Genomic DNA, 19,764 nt, shown 5'->3' on the forward strand with positions numbered 1-19,764 from the left:
CACCGCTCGTCAAGGACTGCGCCTGCTGCGGGCTGCGCGAGGAGCTCACCTGTGCCCTGTTGCCCTACGCCTCCCGGTGGACCGGCCGGGTTTCGGGGCCCCGGCCGGGGGCACAAGCCCACTGCCGCCCCGCGCATGCGCGGGGCGGACCAGTCTTCCCGGGGTACCCGGCGTCAGTCCTCGCCCGGGGTGCGGGCGCGGGCCCCGGAGCGGGTACGGGCCGAGGTGGGCGCCCGGTCCGGGTGCCGGCGCAGGTACTCGTCCTCCAGCTCCTTGAGCCGCTGGGTGTGCGTGGCCAGCGCGTCGTCCGAACCGTGCAGGAGGGTCTCGTGGCGCGTGCGGTGGATGGTCTCCAGTTCCCTGAGCAACCGGCCGTCCTCCAGCTCCCGCGCCGCCGCTCCGGCGGCGTGCTCTGCCATGGCAACCACCTCCACGTCCTACGGTAGACGGGCGGACGGCGATCAGCCGTCCGGGCCGGATCCCGGGCCGGGCCGCGAGGTGTGGGAGCGCAGGGCGCAGCGTACGGACCAGGTCACCGAGACCAGGGGGACCGCGACCACCGCGCCGACCACTCCGGCCGCGATGGCCCCGGCGATCACCGAGACCGCCACCACGAGCGGGTGCAGCCGCACCGCCCAGCTCATCACCATCGGGTGCAGCAGGTGCCCCTCGATCTGGCCGATCACCACGATCAGGGCGATCACCACGCCGGCGATGACCGGCCCCTTCGCCGCCAGCGCGACCACGGCGGCGACGGCCAGCGCCACGGGCGATCCGACGAGGGGGACGAAGGCCGCGAAGAACTCCAGCAGCGCGAGCGGGAGGGCCAGCGGGACCCCGAGGAAGTAGAGCGCCACCCCGACGAGCACCGCGTTCGTCGCCGCGACCAGCACGATCCCGTGCGTGTAGCCGGTGAAGGTACGCCAGGCCGCGCGCCCTGCGACCGCCACGCGCCCGCGCGCCCCCTCGGGCAGCTGGGCGCAGAACCACGCCCACTGCCGGTCTCCGCCGTGCAGGAAGAAGACCGAGGCGAAGACCGCGAGCGCCAGGACGGTGAGCACCTGCACCAGGTGCCCGGCGCCGCTCAGGGCCGTACTGAGCAGGGTCGAGCGGTGGGTCGAGAGGTACTCGCCGAGCCGGGCCTGGAGGTCGCCGAGTGCTCCCGGGTCCATCCGGAACGGCGGGCGCTCCAGCCACTTCTCGATGCTGGTCAGGCCCTCGCGGAACTCCCGGACCAAGCTGGCGCTCTCCCCCGCCACGGCCTCCCCGACCAGGGCGAGGACGCCGAGCAGCAGGAGCACGCTGCCGGTCAGGCTGACGGCGACCGCGAGGGAGCGGGGCACGTGGCGGGCGAGGACCCGGGCGAGGGGCGACAGCAGCGCGGTGACGACCAGGGCGAGGAAGAGCGCCACGCCGATCTCGTGGAAGCGGCCCAGCACGGAGAAGACGGCGTAGACGGCCACGCCGACGACCAGCAGGCGCCAGGCGTAGGACGCGGCCGTACGCAGGAACGGGGACACCGGCGGCATGATCCATGGCTGCCACCGCAGGCGGGCCCTGCCACGCGCCGGGTGCGGTTTTGAGCCGTCCGGGGCGAAAATGCGTTGCCGGGGCTCGCGGGGGCCGCGCAGGATGGCCCGCCGTGAGCAGATCCCGTTTGGCCTCCGTACTGCCCGACCTCTCCCCCTGGCGTTCCAGCCGTGACTTCCGGCTGCTGTTCTTCCAGGGGACGGTCACCTTCTTCGGCTCGTTCATGGCGATGATCGCCCTGCCGCTCCAGATCAAGCACCTGACGGACTCGCCGCTGGCGGTCGGTGCCATGGGCGCGGTGGAGCTGGTTCCGCTGGTGGTCTGCGGGCTGTACGGCGGCGCCCTGGCCGACGCGGTCGACCGGCGGCGGCTGATCCTGCTGACCGAGGCCGGGCTCGGGGTGCTCGCGCTGGTGCTCCTGGTGAACTCGCTGCTGCCGGATCCGCTGCTGTGGCCGCTGTACGTGGTGGCGGCCGGGGTGTCGGCACTGACGGGGCTCCAGCGTCCGGCGCTGGATTCGCTGATGGCGCGGATCGTGCCGCACGACCAGCTGAGCGCCGCCGCCGCGCTCAACGCGCTGCGCTACCAGTTCGGGGCGATCGCCGGTCCGGCGCTGGCCGGGGTGGTCGTCGCGTACGCCGGTTACGCGTCGGCGTACGGGGTGACCGTCGTGGGTTTCGCCGTCTCGGTGGTCCTGTGCGCGCGGCTCAGCCCGGCGCCGCCGGTGAAGGGCGGGGAGCGGCCCTCGTTGCGGGGGATCGCCGAGGGCGCGCGGTACGCGTGGAGCCGGCCGGTGCTGCTGGGTACGTACGCCGTCGACCTGGCGGCGATGTTCTTCGCGTTCCCGAACGCCATCCTCCCCTTCCTGGCCGACGAGCTGGACGCCGTGTGGGCGCTGGGCCTGATGTACGCGGCGGGGGCGGTGGGTTCGCTGGTGCTGGGGCTGACCAGCGGTTGGGTGTCGGGGGTACGCCGGCACGGGCTGCTGGTGGTCTTCGGCGCCGCCGTCTGGGGGCTGGCGATCGCGGCGGCGGGCTGGTTCTCCGGTATCTGGCCGGTGCTGCTGTGCCTGGCGGTGGCGGGCGCCGGCGACATGCTGAGCGCGCTGGGCCGGTCCACGATCTGGAACCAGACGATCCCGGAGGAGCTGCGGGGGCGGCTCGCGGGGATCGAGGTGCTCTCGTACAGCCTCGGACCGCAGCTCGGTCAGGTCCGGGCGGGCACCATGGCCGGGTGGACCGGTACCCGGCCGGCCTTCTGGAGCGGCGGGCTGGCCTGCGTGGCGTCGGTGGCGCTGCTGGCCGCGGTGCTGCCGAAGCTGATCTCCTACGACGCGGACACCGACGAGGACGCGCTGCGCCGCCGGGCCGCCCGGGAGGCCGGGCCGACGCCGCTGGCGGACCCGGCGGGGGCTGCGGTCTGAGCCCGACGGGCTTCGCCCCGGCGCCCGAACGGCGGTCTTCGCGGTGCGCGCGGCGGCCGGGGCCGGGAGGGTGACGGCATGGGCGACTGGTGGTACCGCAACATCCTGGAGCCGGGGAAACTGCCGCTGCTCCTGGCTCTGATGGCGTTCGTCGTGACCTTCGCGGTGACCCGGATCATCACCCGGATGATCCGCGCGGGGAAGGGCCCCTTCCGCAATGTCACACCGGGTGGTCTGCACGTGCACCACTGCGTCCCCGGGGTGATCCTGATGACCGTCGGCGGCTTCACCGCGATCGCCGGCGGCCGGACGGGGTGGGGCTCCTGGGTGGCGGCCGTGCTGTTCGGGATGGGCACGGGGCTGGTCCTGGACGAGTTCGCGCTGATCCTGCACCTGAGCGACGTCTACTGGAGCAAGGAGGGCACGCTCAGCATCGAGGTCGTGATCATGACCTCCGCCCTGACGGGGCTGCTGCTGTTGGGGTTCCTGCCGCTGGGTGTGGACGGCCTGACCGAGGATCAGCAGGAGAACCGGCTGGTCCTCGTGGCCACTCTGCTGGTCAACCTGCTGCTGGCCGCGGTGGCGCTCCTCAAGGGCAAACCCCGCCTCGCGATGATCGGGGCGATCGTGCCGCTGATCGCCCTGATCGCCGCGGTACGGCTGGCCCGGCCGGTGTCACCCTGGGCGCGCCGCTACTACGTGCGCCGCCCCCGGACCCGGGCCCGGACCATCAAGCGGGCGTACCGGCACGACCGGCGCTGGAGCGGTTTCCAGCGCCGGATCGACTACCTGATCGGCGGCGCGCCCAGCCGCTAGGTTGTCCCTTGCGGTGCTCAGGCGGAGGCGGGGGTCTCGTCCAGCTCCCACGCGTGGCGCTTGAACTCCCGGCGGAAGTCGGCGTGGTCCTCCCACTGGCGGGCGATCCCGCGCAGCACGTCCCAGTGGTGTTCCACCGACTGGTCGATGACGTTGCGGACGCGCGGCTCGGCCGTCTCCCGCTTCTCGATGAGCCCCTTGACGGCGGAGGCCTCCAGCACGCTGTTGCGCAGCGCGCGCAGGGCCCGGGAGGTGTCGTCCATCGCGAAGCCGCGCTCACTTCCGGTCTCCGCCTCGAACAGCGGGGTGAGCCGCGCCTCGATGAACGCGGTGATCCGCTCGAAGTGCTGCACGTCCATCAGGGTTCTCCCGTTCCCGCCGGGTCGGCGCGCGGCGCGACCCGGCTCATCGATACTGCTCGGGGGTGAGCTCAGTGCAGGATACGAGGTCGCGGCCGCTGCCCGCCGTTCACGCCCGGCGCAGTGCGGAGCGGCCCGCGTAGCGCGCCGAGTCGCCCAGCTCCTCTTCGATCCGGATCAGTTGGTTGTACTTGGCGGTGCGGTCGGAGCGGGAGAGTGAGCCGGTCTTGATCTGACCGCAGCCGGTGGCCACCGCCAGATCCGCGATGGTGGTGTCCTCCGTCTCGCCCGAGCGGTGCGACATGACGGCCGTCCAGCCCGCCTGGTGGGCCGTGGCCACGGCCGCCAGCGCCTCGGTCAGGGTGCCGATCTGGTTGACCTTGATCAGGATCGAGTTGCCGGCGCCGGTGCGGATGCCCTCGCGCAGCAGGGTCTCGCTGGTGCAGAACAGGTCGTCGCCGGTGAGCTGGCAGCGGTCGCCGACGCGGGCGGTCAGCTCGCGCCAGCCGTCCCAGTCGTTCTCCGCCATGGGGTCCTCGATGGAGAGGACCGGGTAGGCGTCGATGAGCTTGGCCAGGTAGTCGGCGTTCTCGGAGGGGGTGCGGCGCACGCCTTCACCGGCGTAGTCGTAGACCCCGTCGCGGAAGAACTCCGAGGACGCGGGGTCCATGATCAGGCCGATGTCGGTGCCGGGGCGGTAGCCGCTGCGCTCGATGGCGGCCATCACGAAGTCGAGCGCCTCCTCGGCGGTACGCAGCGCGGGCGCGAAGCCGCCCTCGTCGCCGACGCCCGTGGAGTGCCCGGCGGCCAGCAGGTCGCGGCGCAGGGTGTGGAAGACCTCGCTGCCCATGCGGACGGCTTCGGCGAAGGTGTCCGCGCCCACGGGCGCGATCATGAACTCCTGGAAGTCCAGCGGATTGTCGGCGTGGGCGCCGCCGTTGACGATGTTCATCATCGGCAGCGGCAGGAGGCGGGCGTCGGCGCCGCCGAGGTAGCGGTAGAGGGGCTGGCGGTGGGCCGCCGCGGCGGCCTTGGCGGTGGCGAGGGAGACGCCGAGGATCGCGTTGGCGCCGAGCCGGGACTTCGTGGCGGTGCCGTCGAGGGCGACCAGCGCGGCGTCGAGACCCGCCTGGTCCGCCGCGTCCCGGCCGCGCACGGACGCCGCGATCTCCCCGTTGACGTGGGCCACCGCGCGGTCGACGCCCTTGCCGTGCCAGCGCGCGGAGTCCCCGTCGCGCAGTTCCACGGCCTCCCGGGCGCCGGTGGAGGCGCCGGAGGGGACGGCCGCGCGCCCCAGGGATCCGTCCGCCAGGACGACGTCGACCTCGACCGTGGGGTTGCCCCGGCTGTCGATGATCCGGCGGGCGGTGACGGTCTCGATGGCGGCGTTGACGGTGGTGGCTGCCTTTGCGGACATGGGAGGTCCTTCCCGTTGTCGTGTGCCGTGGCCCCGGCTGCGACGACGCTGGCGCTGAGCCCGACAAGACCAAACCCTACAGCAATGCTGCTCAGTTTCGCTGTACAGCATTGCTGCGCAGGTCAGGTGCACAGCTTTGCTGGTCAACGGGCTAAAATGCGCTATGCCCACCTCGGAAGCCGCCGCCATCGCCGCAGAACTGCGCACCGCGATGGGCAAGCTCACCCGGCGCGTCAAACACGAGGACAGCATCCCGCTGGGGCAGGTCGCCGTGCTCGGCGCACTCGACCGCGACGGCGCCATGACCACCAGCGACCTCGCCGCCGATCAGCGCGTACGCCCCCAGTCGATGGCCCGGGCGGTGGGGCTGCTCATGGAACAGAACCTGATCACGCGCCGGGCGCACCCCACGGACGGCCGCAAGTCGCTGGTCGAGCTGTCGGACGCGGGCCGGGCCGCGCTCGAAGCGGAGCGCGGCCGCAGGGTCGGCTGGCTCGCGCAGGCCATCGAGGCCGAACTCACCGATGAGGAGCGGGCGCTGCTGGCACGGAGCGCCGCCCTGCTGGAGCGGCTCGCCACACGCTAGGTGACGGCCAGGACGGGCGGGGCCGGGGAGAGCCAGCGGTGGCCGCAGGGTTCGAAGACCAGGACCACGGGCTCGCCGGGGCGCTGGCGCCAGGAGATCCGCTCCGGCGCGCCGGTGCACCGCGGGCAGACCGGCAGCGGGGACGACGCCTGCGGCGCGCCCGGCTCGGTCCGGCACTCGGGCGCTGCCGCGAGCACCGGCGGCATGGGGTGCGGATCACGCATGGGGGCTCCCTGGTCCGGCGGCTGTACTCCTGGCACTGTGCCATGTACGGCGCCCCGGACACACGGGCAGATCGTCCAGTGTTCCGGCTGGTCAGGAGTGCGGGGGCCAGGGGGATTCCGGGCCTCTGCGGGCACTTGGTGATCAAGCACCCCTCCGTTCGGCCTCCACCAGCCCCGTCTCGTACGCGGCGATCACCGCCTGCGCGCGGTCGCGTACGCCCAGCTTCCCGAAGATCGCGGTGATGTGGTTCTTGACCGTGGAGACGCTGATGTCCAGGTCCGCGGCGATCCCGGCGTTGTCGAGGCCGCCGGCGAGCAGCCGCCAGATCTCCACCTCGCGCGGGGTGAGCCCGGCGGGGTCCGCCGGCGCGGGCCGGGGCTCGCGCGGGGCGGACCGTACGTAGGTGGAGATCAGCCGGGTCAGCAGCCTCGGCGCGACGGCGGCCTCCCCGGTGTGGACGGTGCGGACGGCCGCGATCAGCTCCTCGGGGGAGATGTCCTTGGGCAGGAAGCCGTAGGCGCCGGCGCGCAGGGCGGCGACCACGTACTCGTCCATGTCGAAGGTGCTCAGCGCGAGCACCCGGGACTGCGGCCGGGCCGCAGCCAGTTGCGCGGTGGCGGCCACTCCGTCGAGCACCGGCATCCGGATGTCCATGACCACCACGTCGGGGTGCAGCCGCTCGGCGAGGGCCACGGCCTCGGCCCCGTCCCCGGCCTCGCCGACGACCTCGATGTCCGGGTCGGGCGCCAGGATCAGGGCCAGGCCGCGCCGCACCAGCGGCTGGTCGTCTGCGATGAGCACGCGGATCATCGGCGGGGTTCCTCTCGTCGCGGGCGTTCCGGGTGTTCCGGGTGTTCTGAGCGTTCTGGGTGTTCTGCGTGTTCCGGGTGCTCGGCCGGGGCCGGGAGGCGGGCCGCGACACGGAAGCCGCCGGCCTGCCGGGGTGCGGCCTCCAGGGTGCCGCCGTGCAGGGCGACGCGTTCCCGCATGCCGATCAGCCCGTACCCGCCGCGCCGGGGCGGCCGTGGGGGCGTGCGGCGACCGGCTCCTTCGCCGGGGCCCTCGTCGCAGACCTCGACGGTGACCTCGTCCGGACGGTACGTCAGCCGCACCCGGGCCGGGGCGTTCCCGGCGTGCTTGCGGGCATTGGTCAGGGCCTCCTGTACGACCCGGAACACCGTCAGGCCGACGGTGGGCGGCAGCGGGCGGGCCGGGCCGCTCACGGTGAACTCGGTGTCCATCCCGGCGAGCCGGGACTCGGTGACGATCCGCTCCAGGTCCCCGGCTCCGGGCTGCGGGGCCGGCGGGGCGGACTCCGGTTCCTCCCCGGCCCGCAGGACGTCGAGCAGTTGCCGCATCTCCCCGAGGGCCATCCGGCCGGAGGCCTCCAGGGTCACCAGGGCCTCGCGGGCCGCGTCGGGGTCGTGGGCGAGGTTGGCGCGGGCCCCGCCGGCCATCAGCTGCATGGTGGTGATGTGGTGGGCGACGATGTCGTGCAGCTCCCGGGCGATCCGGCGGCGTTCCTCGGCCACCGCGCGGTCGGCGAGCAGGATCCGGTTGGCCTCGGTCTCCCGCTGCCAGCGCTTGACCAGCAGGCCGGTGGCGACGACGAGGAGGGTGGCGCCGGTGTTGGCGAGGACGGCCGGGCCGGAGTCGAAGGGCAGGCCGCCCTGGCCCAGGCTGACGACGGGCGCCGTCGCGAGGGCCGCGAAGAGCAGCACGGCGGGCCGGCAGGCCACGGCGACCGAGTACAGGCCGACGGCCGGGGTGAGGCCGAAGTGCGGGGACACCGGGGCGGTCAGGTTCGCCACCGCGCCCAGCAGCAGTACCGCCGCGAGCGTGAGCACCGGGTGGCGGCGCCGGGCGAGCAGGGCCAGCGCCGAGGCCACCACGAAGAACGCCGCGGTGACCCCCAGGGGAGCGTCCTCGAACTGCGTGTCGAAGGCGAAGCCCGTGAGGTCCACGGCCGCCGCGCCGACCGCCACCAGTGCGTCATTGCGCGTCCACGTCAGCTTCTCGGCGCGCGTGCCCATCGCCTCGGCCCCTCCCCCACGGACCGCCGCGCGGCTGCCCTCGTAGATCCATTCTCACACCGCCCGCGGCCCCGGACACCGGCCCCGGGGGCCGGTCCGTACCAGGACCAGGGTCCTGGTCCGGGGCGGTTCCCGGACCGTGGTCCCGGCCGCGAACTCCTTCTTCACCAGGACGTTTTCCCGCCCGGCCGCTGATGGTCTGGATACCGGCCGGACACCGGCCGGCATCGGCACAGACAGACCGGAGGAGAACAGTGATCCGCGCCCTGACGGGATGCTCGACGAGGAACCCATGGAAAGTGATCGCTCTCTGGGCGCTGCTGGGCATCGGGCTGGCGATCCTGGGCCAGGTGTTCGTCTTCCGTGCCACCCAGCCCGGCAACGACGGTTTCCTGCCCGCCTCCTACGATTCGGCGGCCGCGCTGCGCATCTCCGAGGAGAGCTTCGGCGCCCGGCCGGACAGCGATCCGGTGACGGTGCTGGTGGCCCGTACGGACGGCGGCGCGCTCGGCGGGTCCGACGAGCGGAGGATCGAGGAGGTGTCGGCGCAACTGGCCGGGCGGAAGGTCGTCATGCCGCGGAACGAGGACGATCCGCCCTTCGGGCAGGACCACTCCCAGGTCCCGCGGATCGGCGCGGGGATGACGGCCCCGGACCGGTCCTTCCGGCTGTTGTCCGTCGAGCTGAAGGGGAATCCCGAGGACCCGGGGGTGCAGGGCACCTACCGGGAGTTCCGGGAGCAGGCCAGGACCGCCTTCGCGGAGGCGGGCATGCGTACGGGGTTCACGGGCGGGCTGGCCAGCACGGTGGACACCGCCGATGCCGAGAAGACCCGGTCGGCGGTGGTCGGCGCGGTGGTCATGGGCCTGATCGTGCTGCTCCACGTCCTGGTGTTCCGCAGTGTGGCGGCCGCGCTGCTGCCGCTGCTCGCGGTGGCGGTCATCGGGGGCGCGGCGGCCGGGGCGGTGATCCTGGCGTCGATGGCGACCGGCATCCGGCTGGCCCCCTCCACCCCCGGGCTGATCAACGTGGTGCTGATGGGCATCGGGATCGACTACTTCCTCTTCCTGCTGTTCCGCTTCCGCGAGCAGCTGCGGCGCCACCCGGGACAGACCGGACGCGAGGCGGCCCGCGAGGTCGCCGGCCGGGTGGGCACGGCCGTCACCTCGGCGGCGCTGACGATCGTCGCCGCCTTCGCCACCCTCGGGATCGCCTCCTTCGGCCAGTTCCGGGTGCTGGGCCCGGCGATCGCGGTGTCCGTGCTGGTGATGCTGCTGGGCAGCCTCACGCTGATGCCGGCGCTGCTGGCCGTGACCGGCCGGAAGATGTTCTGGCCCTCGCGCGCCCTGAAGCGCGAACCCCGTGAGGGCGTGGCGGGCGGGCTCGGCCGGCTGACGGCCCGGCGTCCCGTCGTGCTGGTCCTCGCCTCGGTGGCGCTGCTCGGCGCGCTGACGGCGGGTCTGGCCGGCATGCGCATGGACTACGGGCAGTCCGGCGCGGACGGCGAGCGGACCGCCGCCGTGGAGACGGCCGCGGAGATCTCCCGGTCCCTGCCGGCCGGGGTCTCGGACCCGACGAGCGTGCTCGTCGCCGCCACGGACGGCGCCGCGCTGGGCGCGGAGCGCGTGGCCGGCCTGGCCGGGGCGCTCTCCCGGGTGCCCGGAGTGGGCCAGGTCGCCCCGACCGTGCTGAGCGAGGACGGGAAGGCGGCCCGGATCGACCTGCTGCTGACCGTGGAGTCCGGCGGGCAGAAGGCCCGCGACCTGGTCTCCGGGCCGGTCCGCGAGACGGTCCGCGCGCACCTGCCGGCCGGGACCGAGGCCCATGTCGGAGGTACGGCTTCGGTGTTCGCGGACATCGCGGTGGCCGTCGACGAGGACCTGAGGGTGATCTTCCCGGTGGCGGCGGTCCTGATCGCCGTCATCCTGCTGGTGCTGCTGCGGAGCCTGCTCGCGCCGGTGGTGCTGATGCTCGCGGTGGGCCTCGGCTTCGCGGCCACGCTGGGGGCCTCGACGCTGGTCTTCCAGCACGGGCTGGGGCGGCCGGGCGTGGACTTCACGCTCCCGCTGGTGCTGTTCCTGTTCGTGGTGGCGCTGGGCACCGACTACAACATCCTCATCAGCGACCGGGTCCGGGAGGAGATGGGACGGCCCGGACCGGCCCGCGCGGCGGTGGCCCGCGCCGTACGGCACACCGCGCCGGCGATCGCGACGGCCGGGCTGGTGCTCGCCGCGTCCTTCGGCAGCCTGGCCGTGAGCCCGCACGCCGGGACGCAGCAGACCGGCTTCGCGACGGCGGTCGGGATCCTGCTCTCCGCCCTTGTCCTGTCGATCGTCCTGGTGCCGGCGCTGGCCGCGCTGCTGGGCCGGTCGCTGTGGTGGCCGCTGCGGCCGCGCACCCGGGGCGGGGAGCACCGGGCGGAGCGGGCCGAAGCCGAGCGGGTGCCGGTGGGCTGAACCGGGGACGCGTGCCGAAACGCCGGGGCGCGGGACCGCAGTGGTCCCGCGCCCCGGCGCGTATCCGGTCAGGCGAGGTGCGCGACCTCCGGGTGGTCGTCCAGCCAGGCGCGGACCGCCTGCTGTTCCTTGCCCTTGCCCATGTCCTGGATCTGCGCCTCCAGGCCGGTGAGCTGGGCCTCGGTGAGCTTGAACGAGCGCAGCCAGGCGGCGATCTCGGGCTCGTCGGCGGCGAAGCCCTTGCGGGCGAGGGTGTGGATGCCATCGCCGCGGCCCCAGACGCCCTTGGGGTCGGCCAGCTTGGTCAGCTCGTAGGTGGAATAGGCCCAGTGCGGGGACCACAGCACGCTGATCACAGGTTCCCTCTTCTCGTAGGACCGCTTCAGCTCGGCGAGCATGCCCGGGGTGGAGCCGTCGACGACCTGGTACTCGCCCTCGAGGCCGTACTCCTTCAGGACCTTCTCCTTCAGTACGGACATGGCGCCCGCGCTCGGCTCGATGCCGATGATCCGGCCCTTGAACTGCGCCCCCTTGCCCTTGAGGTCGGCGAGGGACTTCACGTCCTTCACGTAGGAGGGGACGGAGAGCTCGATGGAGGTGGGGTCGTACCAGGAGCCCAGGTCGTCCAGCTTGTTCCCGTACTTCTCCCAGTACTGGGCCTGGGTGACCGGCAGCCAGGCGTCGGTCTGGAAGTCGACCTGGCCGCCGGCGAGGCCGGTGAACAGGGCGCCCAGCTCCAGCTGGCGGGCGTCGACCTCGAAGCCGCGGCGCTCCAGCAGCTCCTTCCACAGGAAGGTCGAGGCGATGCCCTCGTCCCACGGGATGTAGCCGATGCTGACCTTGCGGCCCTTGCCCACGTCCTCGGCGCCGGTGGCCGCCTGGGGGGATCCGGAGCCGCCGAAGGTGCTCAGGGCCCCCGCGACGAGGGCGAGGACCACGGCCGCAGTGACGGCGTGGAGGGGCTGCGGGCGGTGGTTCCACAGCCGGGCCGTACCGCTCGCGGCGGACCGGGCCAGGGCCTGGGCCCGGCGGCCGACCGGGGAGACCTGGCGGCCCAGGGCCCCGGTCATCCGGTCCAGGTACATGGCGAGGACGACGATGGACAGGCCCGCCTCGAAGCCCAGGCCGATGTCGACGCTGCCGATGGCCCGGTAGACGGCGCCGCCGAGTCCGCCGCCGCCGACCATGCCGGCGATCACGACCATGGACAGGCCGAGCATGATGACCTGGTTGACGCCCGCCATGATCGTGGGCAGGGCGAGCGGCAGCTGGACGCGGACGAGGGTCTCGCGCGGGGCGGTGCCGAAGGCCTCGGCGGCCTCGACCAGTTCGGCGTCGACCTGGCGGATGCCGAGCTCGGTCATCCGTACGCCCGGCGGCAGCGAGAAGACGATCGTGGCGATGATGCCGGGGACCACGCCCACGCCGAAGAAGATGATGCCGGGGATGAGGTAGACCATGGCCGGCATGGTCTGCATGAAGTCCAGTACGGGCCGCAGGGCGGCGCTGACCTTGTCGGAGCGCGCTGCCCAGACGCCCAGCGGGAGCGCGATCAGCAGCGTGACGAAGGTGGCGACCAGGACCAGGGACAGGGTGGACATGGCCTCGTCCCACAGGGCGACGGAGTCCACGAGCGCGAAGGCGGCGAAGGCGAGCAGGCCCGCGAGCAGGCCGCGCAGCCACCAGGCGGCGAGGGCGAGGAGCCCGGCGAAGAGCAGCGGGGCGGGGGCGGACAGCACGGCGTCGATGCCGTCGTAGAGGCCGCCGACCAGCGCGCTGATCGTGTCGAAGAGCCAGGACAGGTGGCGCTGGAGGAAGTCGACCGCGCTGTCGGCCCAGGCTCCGAGGTGCAGGCGGGGCATCAGGCCGCCACCTCCGCACAGGCCATCGGGGGCCTTTGTTCGTCGCCGATGAAGGCGACGAGCCGGTCCTGGGGCACGGAGCCGACGACGGCGCCGTCCGCGCCGGTGACGGCGACGGCGTGCGGGACGCGGGCGCTGACGGCGCAGAGGTCGGCGAGCGGGGTGTCGGTGCTGACGGTGGGGCAGGCGCAGGCGTCCGCGCCGTCCGGGGCCTCGTCCATGACGGCGTCGGCGGTGAGCACGCGGGAGCGGTCCACGTCCTGGACGAAGGAGGCGACGTACCGGTCGGCGGGGCGGGTGAGGATGTCCTCGGCCGTGCCCTGCTGGACGATCCGGCCGTCGCGCATGACGGCGACCCGGTCGCCGAGGCGCATGGCCTCGTTGAGGTCGTGGGTGATGAAGACGATGGTCTTCTTCAGGGTCCGCTGGAGTTCGAGGAGCTGGTCCTGCATGTCGCGGCGGATCAGCGGGTCCAGGGCGCTGAAGGACTCGTCCATCAGGAGCAGGTCGGCGTCGGTGGCCAGGGCGCGGGCCAGGCCCACGCGCTGCTGCATGCCGCCGGAGAGTTCGTCGGGCCAGGAGTTCTCCCAGCCGCCGAGCCCGCACAGCGCCAGCGCCTCGGCGGCGCGCCGTTCGCGCTCGGCCCGGGGGACGCCCTGGACCTCCAGACCGTAGGCGGCGTTGGCCAGGACGTCGCGGTGCGGGAAGAGCGCGAAGTGCTGGAACACCATGGAGATCTTGGTGGAGCGTACGCGGCGCAGCTCGCGCGGGGTCAGCGCGGTGAGGTCCTCGCCGTCGAAGAGGATGCGGCCGGAGGTGGGCTCCAGCAGTCCGTTGAGCATCCGCAGGAGGGTGGACTTGCCGGATCCGGACAGGCCCATGACGACGAAGATCTGGCCGGGCTCGACGCTGAAGGAGGCGTCGATCACCGCCGCCGTGGTGCCGTCTGCGCGCAGCTCGTCGCGGTCCGCGCCGCGTTCGAGCGCGCGGACCGCGGCCGCCTGGCGGTCGGGGCGTCTCGCGAACACCTTGTAGACGTGCTCGGCCTTAAGCGTGGACACATACACCTCGCGGGTCGTACCGGTTCCGGCCCGCCGCCGGGGGGACGCGCGGGCCGGGGAGCGGGGCGGGATCGGCCCGCGCGGACCTCGTCTGCGGCCCAGCGGCCGGAGGACGTGGTTCCGCTCCAGCGGCGCGACTGCCCGGCCTTCGCTCCGGCAAACGGTGAAGTGATCCAACTCACCCCGGGGAGGGGGTTCGGCGGCCCCGGCCTCAGGCGGTACGGCGTCCGGGCTCCGGCTCCGGGTCGGCCAGCATGGAGGTCCGCAGGTGGGCGAGGAGACGGGTCAGGAGCCGGGACACCTGCATCTGGGAGATGCCGAGGGCGGCGCCGATCTGGGCCTGGGTCAGCTCCTCGCCGAAGCGCATCCGGAGCATGGTGCGTTCCCGGTCGCTGAGGCGTTCGAGCAGCGGGGCCAGGGTCTGGACGTCCTCGACGAGCTCCAGGGCCGGCTCCTCCTCCCCCAGGACCTCGGCGAGGGTGTGGCCCTCGGCCGGGCCGTCGCCGTGCTCGGCGTGCGGGGCGTCGAGGGAGCCGCTGGTGTGGCCGTTGGCGGCGACCAGACCCTCTATGACCTGCTCGTCGCTGAGGTCGAGGTGGGCGGCCAGGTCGCGGACGGTGGGCGAGCGGTCGAGCAGGACCGTGAGCTCCTCCTTCGCCTTGGCGATGTCGATGCGCAGCTCCTGGAGCCGGCGCGGGACGTGGACGGCCCAGGCGGTGTCGCGGAAGTGGCGTTTTATCTCACCTGTGATGTACGGCATGGCGAGGGTGGCGAACTCGTTCTCGCGGGCCGGGTCGAACCGGTCGATGGCCTTGATCAGGCCGATGGTGCCGACCTGGACGAGGTCGTCGACGTCCCCGGCGGCCCCGTCGGCGCGACCGCGGAAGCGGCGGACGGCGTACTGGACGAGTGAGGCGTTCATCTCGATGAGGGTGTTGCGGACGTACTGGCGCTCGGGAGTGCCCTCGGCCAGCTCGCGGAGCCGTACGAAGAAGACCCGGGACAGCTCTCGCGCGTCCGCCGGGGCCACTTCCCGGGGCTCGTCGATCCGGGGCAGGCCCGCCTCGCGGGCGGCGGCCCGGCCGCTGCTGCGGGGGGCGGGCAGCAGGGGCGGGCGGTGGCCGAAGGAGCTGTCCGTGGCGGTGTCGGCGGTATGGGAATGGTGGGCGGGGACCGGCATGGGGGTTCGCTCCTTGGGCTGGTCGGCTTGCGGCGCGGGACCTTGACTGCCGTCGATGCTGGACCGATTCCGCTCACACGTCAAGAAATGCCGGAAACGCATTTCACGTCTTGTATCACGTGAATCGCGTGCCGCATCATGACCGCATGGGGAGCATGGAACGCCGACACAACTGGACATTTCTCACAAATCACGCCCGCGTTCTGGTGACCATCGCCCGGGACCCGGCCGTGCGGCTGAGGGATGTCGCCCTGGCGTGCGCGCTCACCGAGCGGACCGTCCAGACGATCGTCACCGACCTCGAGTCGGACGGGTACCTCCGGCGCGTACGGGACGGGCGGCGCAACCGCTACGAGATCTCGGCGGGCGCCGTGTTCCGGCACCCCGCCGAGGCCGGGGTCCAGGTGGCCGGGCTGCTCGCCCTGCTCACCGGAGCACCCGCCGCCGAGGGGGCCACCGCCCCGCACGCCCCGGAGTAGGGCCGCGCCGGCGCCGAGTACGCCGTGTACTACGTCACGCGGAATCCGATCGCCTCGGGCTCGCGGTGGAAGGTGAGCCGGTCCCAGCCGGTGAACGCCAGGTCCGTGACCGCGAGCAGCCGGCCGGAGCCGTCGTGCACGGTGCGGCGTACGGACAGCCCGCAGACGGGAGCGGCGCCCGCCGGGTCGCTGGTACGGGTCATCGTGATGGTCTCGGAGGTCCGGCCGCGCGCGGCGGCCCGCTCCAGCCAGCGGTGCAGCGGCCGCAGGTCCTCGGCGCGGGCCCCGGCCGGCCGCTCGAGGTAGGCCGCCAGCTCCGGGGTACGGGCGACCGTGCGCGGGCAGAGGTAGGTCACGGTGTGCCGGAGCGTCTGCCCGGCCGGGCCGTACACGCGGTGGTGGTGGACCAGGGTGCGCTCCCCGCCGCCCATCCCGAGCAGGGCGGCGAGCGAGGGCGGCACGGTGACCAGGGCGAGCCGGCTGCGGGTGAGCCGGGCGCCGCCGGGCGGCCGGGCCGGCGCGAGCCGGGGCACGGCGGGCGCGGCGGGCGCGGCGGATGCGGCGGTGGCAGCGGGCCCGGCCGTGGCGGCGTACGCGGGGCCGTCCGCCTCCCGGCGCGGCCCGGGGGTCGCGGCCCGGGTGCCCCGGCGGCCGGTGACGATCAGACCGTCGGCGCGCAGCTCCTGGAGGGCGGCGCGGACGGTCTGCCGGTTGACCTCGTAGCGGGCGGCCAGGGTGCGTTCGGAGGGCAGTCTGCCGCCGGAGGTCCGGGCGGCGCGGTCGAGTTCGTCCCGCAGCTGTGCGGCGATCCGCTGGTACTTGGGCATGACGGCCGGGCCGCCGCCCCGCGAAAGGGAGGGCATGGCTTCTCCTCTGACGGGTGGTCAAGGACTGCGCGGTCTGCCCGACCAACCTAGCATTGGTCTATACCTTTCGGTACGGGGGTTGTGCCGGCCCCGACCACCTTGGCCGGAAGTACCCGGCTACGCCATCCGCAGCGGGTTCGGCAGCGGCAGGTAGCGCGCGTCGGCGCCGTCCGCGCGGGTCCAGCGCAGCAGCAGGTTCGTCTTGGCCGGAAGCGCGGGGGCCTCGACCAGCTCCGCGATCTCGGGCAGGCCGTACGCGGCGTCGTAGCGCAGCAGCTCCGCGCGGACCGCCGGCCACACCTGCGCGGCCGCCCGCGGATGGCGCTCGGCCAGGGCCCCGCCCACCTCCGCGAGGTGGTTGACGACCAGGCAGTACACGAGCCGCTGCCAGGCGCCCTCGCGCGGCATGTCCTGCGGGAGTTTCACACCCTCCGCGTCGCGGAAGAGGGCCTGCACCGGCATGCCCCGGTCGTCCACCGAGACCAGGCAGTTCTGGAGGTGGGCCTCCAGCACGATCCCGTGCCGGGCGAACAGGTCCAGCACCGGAGGCACGACATGGCGCAGGTACGCCCGCCACCATCCGGCCGGATCGGGCGCGGCGTCGAGCGGGCTGCCGGGGAAGCCCTCGGCGAGCGCGGCGGCCAGCAGCGGCGTCGATCCCGCCACCGTCCGCGCGCGCAGGCCGTCGCGGACCAGGACGGCCAGTTCCTCGAAGGCGAAGGCGGCGGTGCGGTACCCGCGGTCGCTCAGCCACACCGCGCCCGATCCCGTACGGCGGCGCAGATCGGCGAAGCCGGCCTCGACGGCGGAGTCGGTGCGGCGCAGCTTCAGCAGGTCGTGGCGCCACAGCCGGCGGATGTCGTTGGTGATCCGGACGTCGAGGCTGAACTTCGCGAACAGGTCGGCGGCCGGGTCGGGCGCGTACACGGTCCGGACGGAGGCGGTGGGCCACACCGGCAGCCGGGTCGGGCCGAGCCGCAGCAGGCGCCCGTCGGCGAAGGCCTCGCGCAGCTCCGGCCGTCCGGCGACCAGTTCCAGCTGCCAGGGGTGCGCGGGCAGCGCCCGGTAGCCGGCGGGCGGGCGGGGGCCGTCGAGTATCCCGGCCAGCGCGTCGACCGCGTCGGCGGCGGCCGGACCGCCCTCCTCGACGGCCTGGTCCTCGCGCAGCCCGAGCATCACCAGCGGGAAGCGGGTATGGGCCTCGGGGGCGTACGGCAGCCAGCTCGCGGCGGGCGCGCCGCCCCGGGCCTTGGGCGCGGGGTGGTGCGGATGGCCCATGACCAGGGCCTGTTCGGACAGGACGTACGGGTCCTCGGGCGCGTCGGCGACCGCCCGGGCGGCCAGCAGCGCGGCGACGGCCCCGCGGCTGTCGCCGATCTCGCCCGGCAGCTCGTCGTTGGAGACGCCGGTGTACCGGTGCAGTTCGTCGGAGGTGAGCTTGACCAGTTCCGCGTGGCTGAGCGGATGCCAGCCGTCCGCCGTCCGCAGCTGCGCGCCGGCGGGGCGGCGTCCGCCGCTCACCCGCAGCAGCCGGCCGCTGCCGCGCAGCCGGTGGACCTGCCCGCCCTCGGCCTCGCCCACCTCCCGGAGCAGGCAGTTCAGGAGCGGGGCGGCGCTGTAGGCGTCGGCGGCGGTGTTGAGGTCCACTGGTTCCATTCGGTCCGTCTCCGGTGTGCCGGAGGTTCGCGGGAAGGACCACCGGCCGTGATCTTCAGTATCCGCGATGATGACGTGATCATCAGGTGAAGCGATCCGAAAGGAATGGACCCCTGGACCGCAGCAGGTACGTTTCCCCGCCCGACTCCGGGCACTCCCCCGCCACCGCCGCCGAGGAGTCCGTCGCCGTCGCGCTGGCCGGCGTACGGCCCGGGCTGGGGTCCGCGTACGAGGCCTCGCTGGACGGTGCGCGCTCCGCCGTGCTGACCCGGCTGTGGCGGGCGCTGGCCTACGAACCGCTGCCGTGGGTGGTGCGCCGGGAGCACGGGCCGGACTCGCTCACGCTGCTGCTGGCCGGGGGCGGACGACTGGAGGGGCCGCGCGCCGACCCGTACGCGACGGGCTCCCTCGTCGGCGAGGTACGGCTCGACGGGCGGGCGTACCGCCAGGCGGCCCGGCTGTTCTCGGCGCTGCGGGTGCCGCACGGCGCCGCCTTCGCCGCCGAACTCGACGACAGCACCGCCTCCCTGGCCCTGTCCCGGGCCGGGCAGCCGCAGGGGGAAGAGGACGGCCCGCAGGCCGGGTGGGAGTGGGAGCAGCGGGTGGTGGACGGGCACCCGTACCACCCCAACTGCCGCTCCCGGCCCGGTTTCACGGTGGCCGAGCAGCTGGCGTACGCGCCGGAGCACCGGCCGTTGGTGGGGCTCGGGCTGGTCCCCGTACGGACGCGGGAGTGCCTGCTGGCCGGGGAGTGGCCGGAGCACCTGCGCGACGGGGACCGGATCCTGGTGCCGGTGCACCCCTGGCAGGCGGAGCACGTCCTGAAGGGCGAGGAGGTCCTGCCCGGGTTCGCGGCGCATCCGCTGATGGCGCTGCGTACGCTCGCCCCGGCGGCGGGCGGCCCCCATGTGAAGACGGCGCTGAGCACCCGGCTGACCTCCTCCGTCCGCGACATCTCCGCCTACTCGGTGGAGACGGCGGCCGTGGTCTCCGCCTTCGCCCACGCGCTGACCGAGCGGCTCGACGGCCGCCTGCACATCACCCGGACCCTGGGCGCGGCCACCGCGTACAGCCCGGACCTGGCGGCGGTGCTCCGCGAGCCCCCGGAGGCGTACGCGCGGCCGGGCGAGCGGGTGGTTGCGGTGGCGGCGCTGGCGGGCACCGGGCCGGCCCGGTCGGCCGCCTGGCGGGCCGAGTTCGCCCGGCTCGCGCTGTCGGTGTGCCTGCGGGTGCTGGACCTCGGCGTGGCGCTGGAGGCACACGGCCAGAACCTCCTGGTGGTGCTGGCGCCCGACGGGACCCCGCTGCGGCTGGTCTACCGGGACCTGGCCGACATCCGGATCAGCCCCGCCCGCCTGGCCCGGCACGGCCTGCCGGTGCCGCCCCTGGCGGGCCGGCTCGTCACGGACGACGAAACGGTGCTGCGGCGCAAGCTGTTCGGCTCCCTGGCGGCCGGGGCGCTCGCCTCGACGGCGGGCTCGGCCGAGGCCTTCGGGGCCTGCCTCGCGGCCGGGCTGGACGGTCTGGCACCGACCGCCGACTCCGAGGTGCTGCGGAGCGGGCCGCTGCCGGTGAAGGCGCTCACGCTGATGCGGCTGAGTCCGGGGGTGCCGGGGGACCAGTGGGCGGAACTGCCGGGTCCGCTGAGCGGCGGCTGAGCGGCGGCTGACCCGGAGCTGAGCGGAGGCTGACCCTAGTGCTGCGGCCGGAAAGGTTTGCCGGGTCGCGGTGTCCGGTGCGGTGCATCGCAAGGCGGAGGACCGCGGCTCGTACTGGACGTACTTGCGCGGTCCGACAACGCTGCGAGGTGCCGTG

At 73.9% G+C, this 19,764-nt stretch carries 18 protein-coding genes; 6 read left to right on the top strand and 12 right to left on the bottom strand.

Annotated elements, in window-relative coordinates:
- Positions 1-173 precede the first annotated feature (173 nt).
- Both OOK34_RS29960 and OOK34_RS29965 read right to left on the bottom strand, forming a co-directional pair.
- Entirely contained in the window at positions 174-419 is a 246-nt protein-coding gene (locus tag OOK34_RS29960) for a DUF6158 family protein (protein WP_267037293.1), read from the bottom strand.
- Positions 420-461: 42 nt separating this feature from the next.
- The gene (locus OOK34_RS29965; RefSeq protein ID WP_267037294.1) at positions 462-1,529 is read right to left on the bottom strand and encodes an AI-2E family transporter; all 1,068 of its coding nucleotides are present in this window, start codon (positions 1,527-1,529) and stop codon (positions 462-464) included.
- A 113-nt stretch (positions 1,530-1,642) separates the two neighbouring features.
- On the opposite strand from OOK34_RS29965, the gene OOK34_RS29970 reads away from it, so the two are divergent.
- A complete protein-coding gene (locus OOK34_RS29970; RefSeq protein ID WP_267037295.1) occupies positions 1,643-2,953 on the top strand; it encodes an MFS transporter in 1,311 nt (436 codons plus the stop codon).
- Between the two features lie 78 nt (positions 2,954-3,031).
- Positions 3,032-3,769 carry a hypothetical protein gene (locus OOK34_RS29975; RefSeq protein WP_267037296.1) on the top strand — a complete coding sequence of 246 codons (738 nt, stop codon included), beginning with the start codon at positions 3,032-3,034 and terminating at the stop codon, positions 3,767-3,769.
- Positions 3,770-3,786: 17 nt separating this feature from the next.
- Here OOK34_RS29975 and OOK34_RS29980 read toward each other — a convergent pair whose 3' ends face one another.
- Both OOK34_RS29980 and eno read right to left on the bottom strand, forming a co-directional pair.
- Positions 3,787-4,128 carry a hypothetical protein gene (locus tag OOK34_RS29980; RefSeq protein ID WP_267037297.1) on the bottom strand — a complete coding sequence of 114 codons (342 nt, stop codon included), beginning with the start codon at positions 4,126-4,128 and terminating at the stop codon, positions 3,787-3,789.
- Positions 4,129-4,237: 109 nt separating this feature from the next.
- On the bottom strand, positions 4,238-5,545 hold the full coding sequence (gene eno / locus OOK34_RS29985; protein ID WP_267037298.1) for a phosphopyruvate hydratase: 1,308 nt from the start codon (positions 5,543-5,545) through the stop codon (positions 4,238-4,240).
- A 163-nt stretch (positions 5,546-5,708) separates the two neighbouring features.
- On the opposite strand from eno, the gene OOK34_RS29990 reads away from it, so the two are divergent.
- Complete coding sequence (locus OOK34_RS29990; RefSeq protein WP_267037299.1) at positions 5,709-6,131, top strand: MarR family winged helix-turn-helix transcriptional regulator; 423 nt, start codon at positions 5,709-5,711, stop codon at positions 6,129-6,131.
- Here OOK34_RS29990 and OOK34_RS29995 read toward each other — a convergent pair.
- The 3 genes from OOK34_RS29995 to OOK34_RS30005 all read right to left on the bottom strand — a co-directional run bounded on the left by OOK34_RS29995 (position 6,128) and on the right by OOK34_RS30005 (position 8,389).
- A complete protein-coding gene (locus OOK34_RS29995) occupies positions 6,128-6,355 on the bottom strand; it encodes a hypothetical protein (protein WP_267037300.1) in 228 nt (75 codons plus the stop codon). The genes OOK34_RS29990 and OOK34_RS29995 overlap by 4 nt on opposite strands.
- 142 nt (positions 6,356-6,497) lie before the next feature.
- On the bottom strand, positions 6,498-7,166 hold the full coding sequence (locus tag OOK34_RS30000; protein ID WP_267037301.1) for a response regulator transcription factor: 669 nt from the start codon (positions 7,164-7,166) through the stop codon (positions 6,498-6,500).
- Positions 7,163-8,389 (bottom strand): sensor histidine kinase, encoded by a 1,227-nt coding sequence (locus OOK34_RS30005; RefSeq protein ID WP_267037302.1) that lies wholly within the window; start codon positions 8,387-8,389, stop codon positions 7,163-7,165. Before OOK34_RS30005 ends, OOK34_RS30000 begins: the two co-directional genes overlap by 4 nt.
- 299 nt (positions 8,390-8,688) lie before the next feature.
- Between OOK34_RS30005 and OOK34_RS30010 the strand changes: the two genes are divergently transcribed.
- On the top strand, positions 8,689-10,845 hold the full coding sequence (locus OOK34_RS30010; RefSeq protein WP_323183507.1) for an MMPL family transporter: 2,157 nt from the start codon (positions 8,689-8,691) through the stop codon (positions 10,843-10,845).
- Between the two features lie 68 nt (positions 10,846-10,913).
- On the opposite strand, the gene OOK34_RS30015 is transcribed toward OOK34_RS30010, so the two are convergent.
- The 3 genes from OOK34_RS30015 to OOK34_RS30025 all read right to left on the bottom strand — a co-directional run bounded on the left by OOK34_RS30015 (position 10,914) and on the right by OOK34_RS30025 (position 14,948).
- On the bottom strand, positions 10,914-12,707 hold the full coding sequence (locus OOK34_RS30015; protein WP_267037304.1) for an ABC transporter permease/substrate binding protein: 1,794 nt from the start codon (positions 12,705-12,707) through the stop codon (positions 10,914-10,916).
- Positions 12,707-13,768, bottom strand: coding sequence for a glycine betaine/L-proline ABC transporter ATP-binding protein (locus OOK34_RS30020; RefSeq protein ID WP_267037305.1), 1,062 nt, complete (start codon positions 13,766-13,768; stop codon positions 12,707-12,709). The genes OOK34_RS30015 and OOK34_RS30020 overlap by 1 nt, the downstream gene beginning before the upstream one ends.
- Before the next feature lie 211 nt (positions 13,769-13,979).
- Complete coding sequence (locus tag OOK34_RS30025; protein ID WP_267037306.1) at positions 13,980-14,948, bottom strand: SigB/SigF/SigG family RNA polymerase sigma factor; 969 nt, start codon at positions 14,946-14,948, stop codon at positions 13,980-13,982.
- Between the two features lie 146 nt (positions 14,949-15,094).
- Here OOK34_RS30025 and OOK34_RS30030 point away from each other — a divergent pair, with 146 nt between their 5' ends.
- Complete coding sequence (locus tag OOK34_RS30030) at positions 15,095-15,427, top strand: MarR family transcriptional regulator (RefSeq protein ID WP_267037307.1); 333 nt, start codon at positions 15,095-15,097, stop codon at positions 15,425-15,427.
- A 29-nt stretch (positions 15,428-15,456) separates the two neighbouring features.
- Here the strand turns inward: OOK34_RS30030 and OOK34_RS30035 are convergent, their stop codons facing one another.
- Positions 15,457-16,290 carry a GntR family transcriptional regulator gene (locus OOK34_RS30035; protein WP_267037308.1) on the bottom strand — a complete coding sequence of 278 codons (834 nt, stop codon included), beginning with the start codon at positions 16,288-16,290 and terminating at the stop codon, positions 15,457-15,459.
- Positions 16,291-16,410: 120 nt separating this feature from the next.
- Positions 16,411-17,949, bottom strand: coding sequence for an IucA/IucC family protein (locus OOK34_RS30040; protein ID WP_267037309.1), 1,539 nt, complete (start codon positions 17,947-17,949; stop codon positions 16,411-16,413).
- Between the two features lie 194 nt (positions 17,950-18,143).
- On the opposite strand from OOK34_RS30040, the gene OOK34_RS30045 reads away from it, so the two are divergent.
- Positions 18,144-19,607 carry an IucA/IucC family siderophore biosynthesis protein gene (locus OOK34_RS30045; protein WP_267037556.1) on the top strand — a complete coding sequence of 488 codons (1,464 nt, stop codon included), beginning with the start codon at positions 18,144-18,146 and terminating at the stop codon, positions 19,605-19,607.
- Positions 19,608-19,764: the final 157 nt, after the last annotated feature.

The sequence above is a fragment of the Streptomyces sp. NBC_00091 genome, from assembly GCF_026343185.1.
Taxonomy (GTDB): domain Bacteria; phylum Actinomycetota; class Actinomycetes; order Streptomycetales; family Streptomycetaceae; genus Streptomyces.

Bases quoted from the DNA above. Each gene is read 5' to 3' on its own strand.
- OOK34_RS30035 (WP_267037308.1), bottom strand. From the start codon at position 16,290: ATGCCCTCCCTTTCGCGGGGCGGCGGCCCGGCCGTCATGCCCAAGTAC.
- OOK34_RS29995 (WP_267037300.1), bottom strand. From the start codon at position 6,355: ATGCGTGATCCGCACCCCATGCCGCCGGTGCTCGCGGCAGCGCCCGAG.
- OOK34_RS29975 (WP_267037296.1), top strand. From the start codon at position 3,032: ATGGGCGACTGGTGGTACCGCAACATCCTGGAGCCGGGGAAACTGCCG.
- OOK34_RS30005 (WP_267037302.1), bottom strand. From the start codon at position 8,389: ATGGGCACGCGCGCCGAGAAGCTGACGTGGACGCGCAATGACGCACTG.
- eno (WP_267037298.1), bottom strand. From the start codon at position 5,545: ATGTCCGCAAAGGCAGCCACCACCGTCAACGCCGCCATCGAGACCGTC.
- OOK34_RS29980 (WP_267037297.1), bottom strand. From the start codon at position 4,128: ATGGACGTGCAGCACTTCGAGCGGATCACCGCGTTCATCGAGGCGCGG.
- OOK34_RS30000 (WP_267037301.1), bottom strand. From the start codon at position 7,166: ATGATCCGCGTGCTCATCGCAGACGACCAGCCGCTGGTGCGGCGCGGC.
- OOK34_RS29990 (WP_267037299.1), top strand. From the start codon at position 5,709: ATGCCCACCTCGGAAGCCGCCGCCATCGCCGCAGAACTGCGCACCGCG.
- OOK34_RS30025 (WP_267037306.1), bottom strand. From the start codon at position 14,948: ATGCCGGTCCCCGCCCACCATTCCCATACCGCCGACACCGCCACGGAC.
- OOK34_RS30030 (WP_267037307.1), top strand. From the start codon at position 15,095: ATGGGGAGCATGGAACGCCGACACAACTGGACATTTCTCACAAATCAC.
- OOK34_RS30040 (WP_267037309.1), bottom strand. From the start codon at position 17,949: ATGGAACCAGTGGACCTCAACACCGCCGCCGACGCCTACAGCGCCGCC.
- OOK34_RS29960 (WP_267037293.1), bottom strand. From the start codon at position 419: ATGGCAGAGCACGCCGCCGGAGCGGCGGCGCGGGAGCTGGAGGACGGC.
- OOK34_RS29965 (WP_267037294.1), bottom strand. From the start codon at position 1,529: ATGCCGCCGGTGTCCCCGTTCCTGCGTACGGCCGCGTCCTACGCCTGG.
- OOK34_RS30015 (WP_267037304.1), bottom strand. From the start codon at position 12,707: ATGCCCCGCCTGCACCTCGGAGCCTGGGCCGACAGCGCGGTCGACTTC.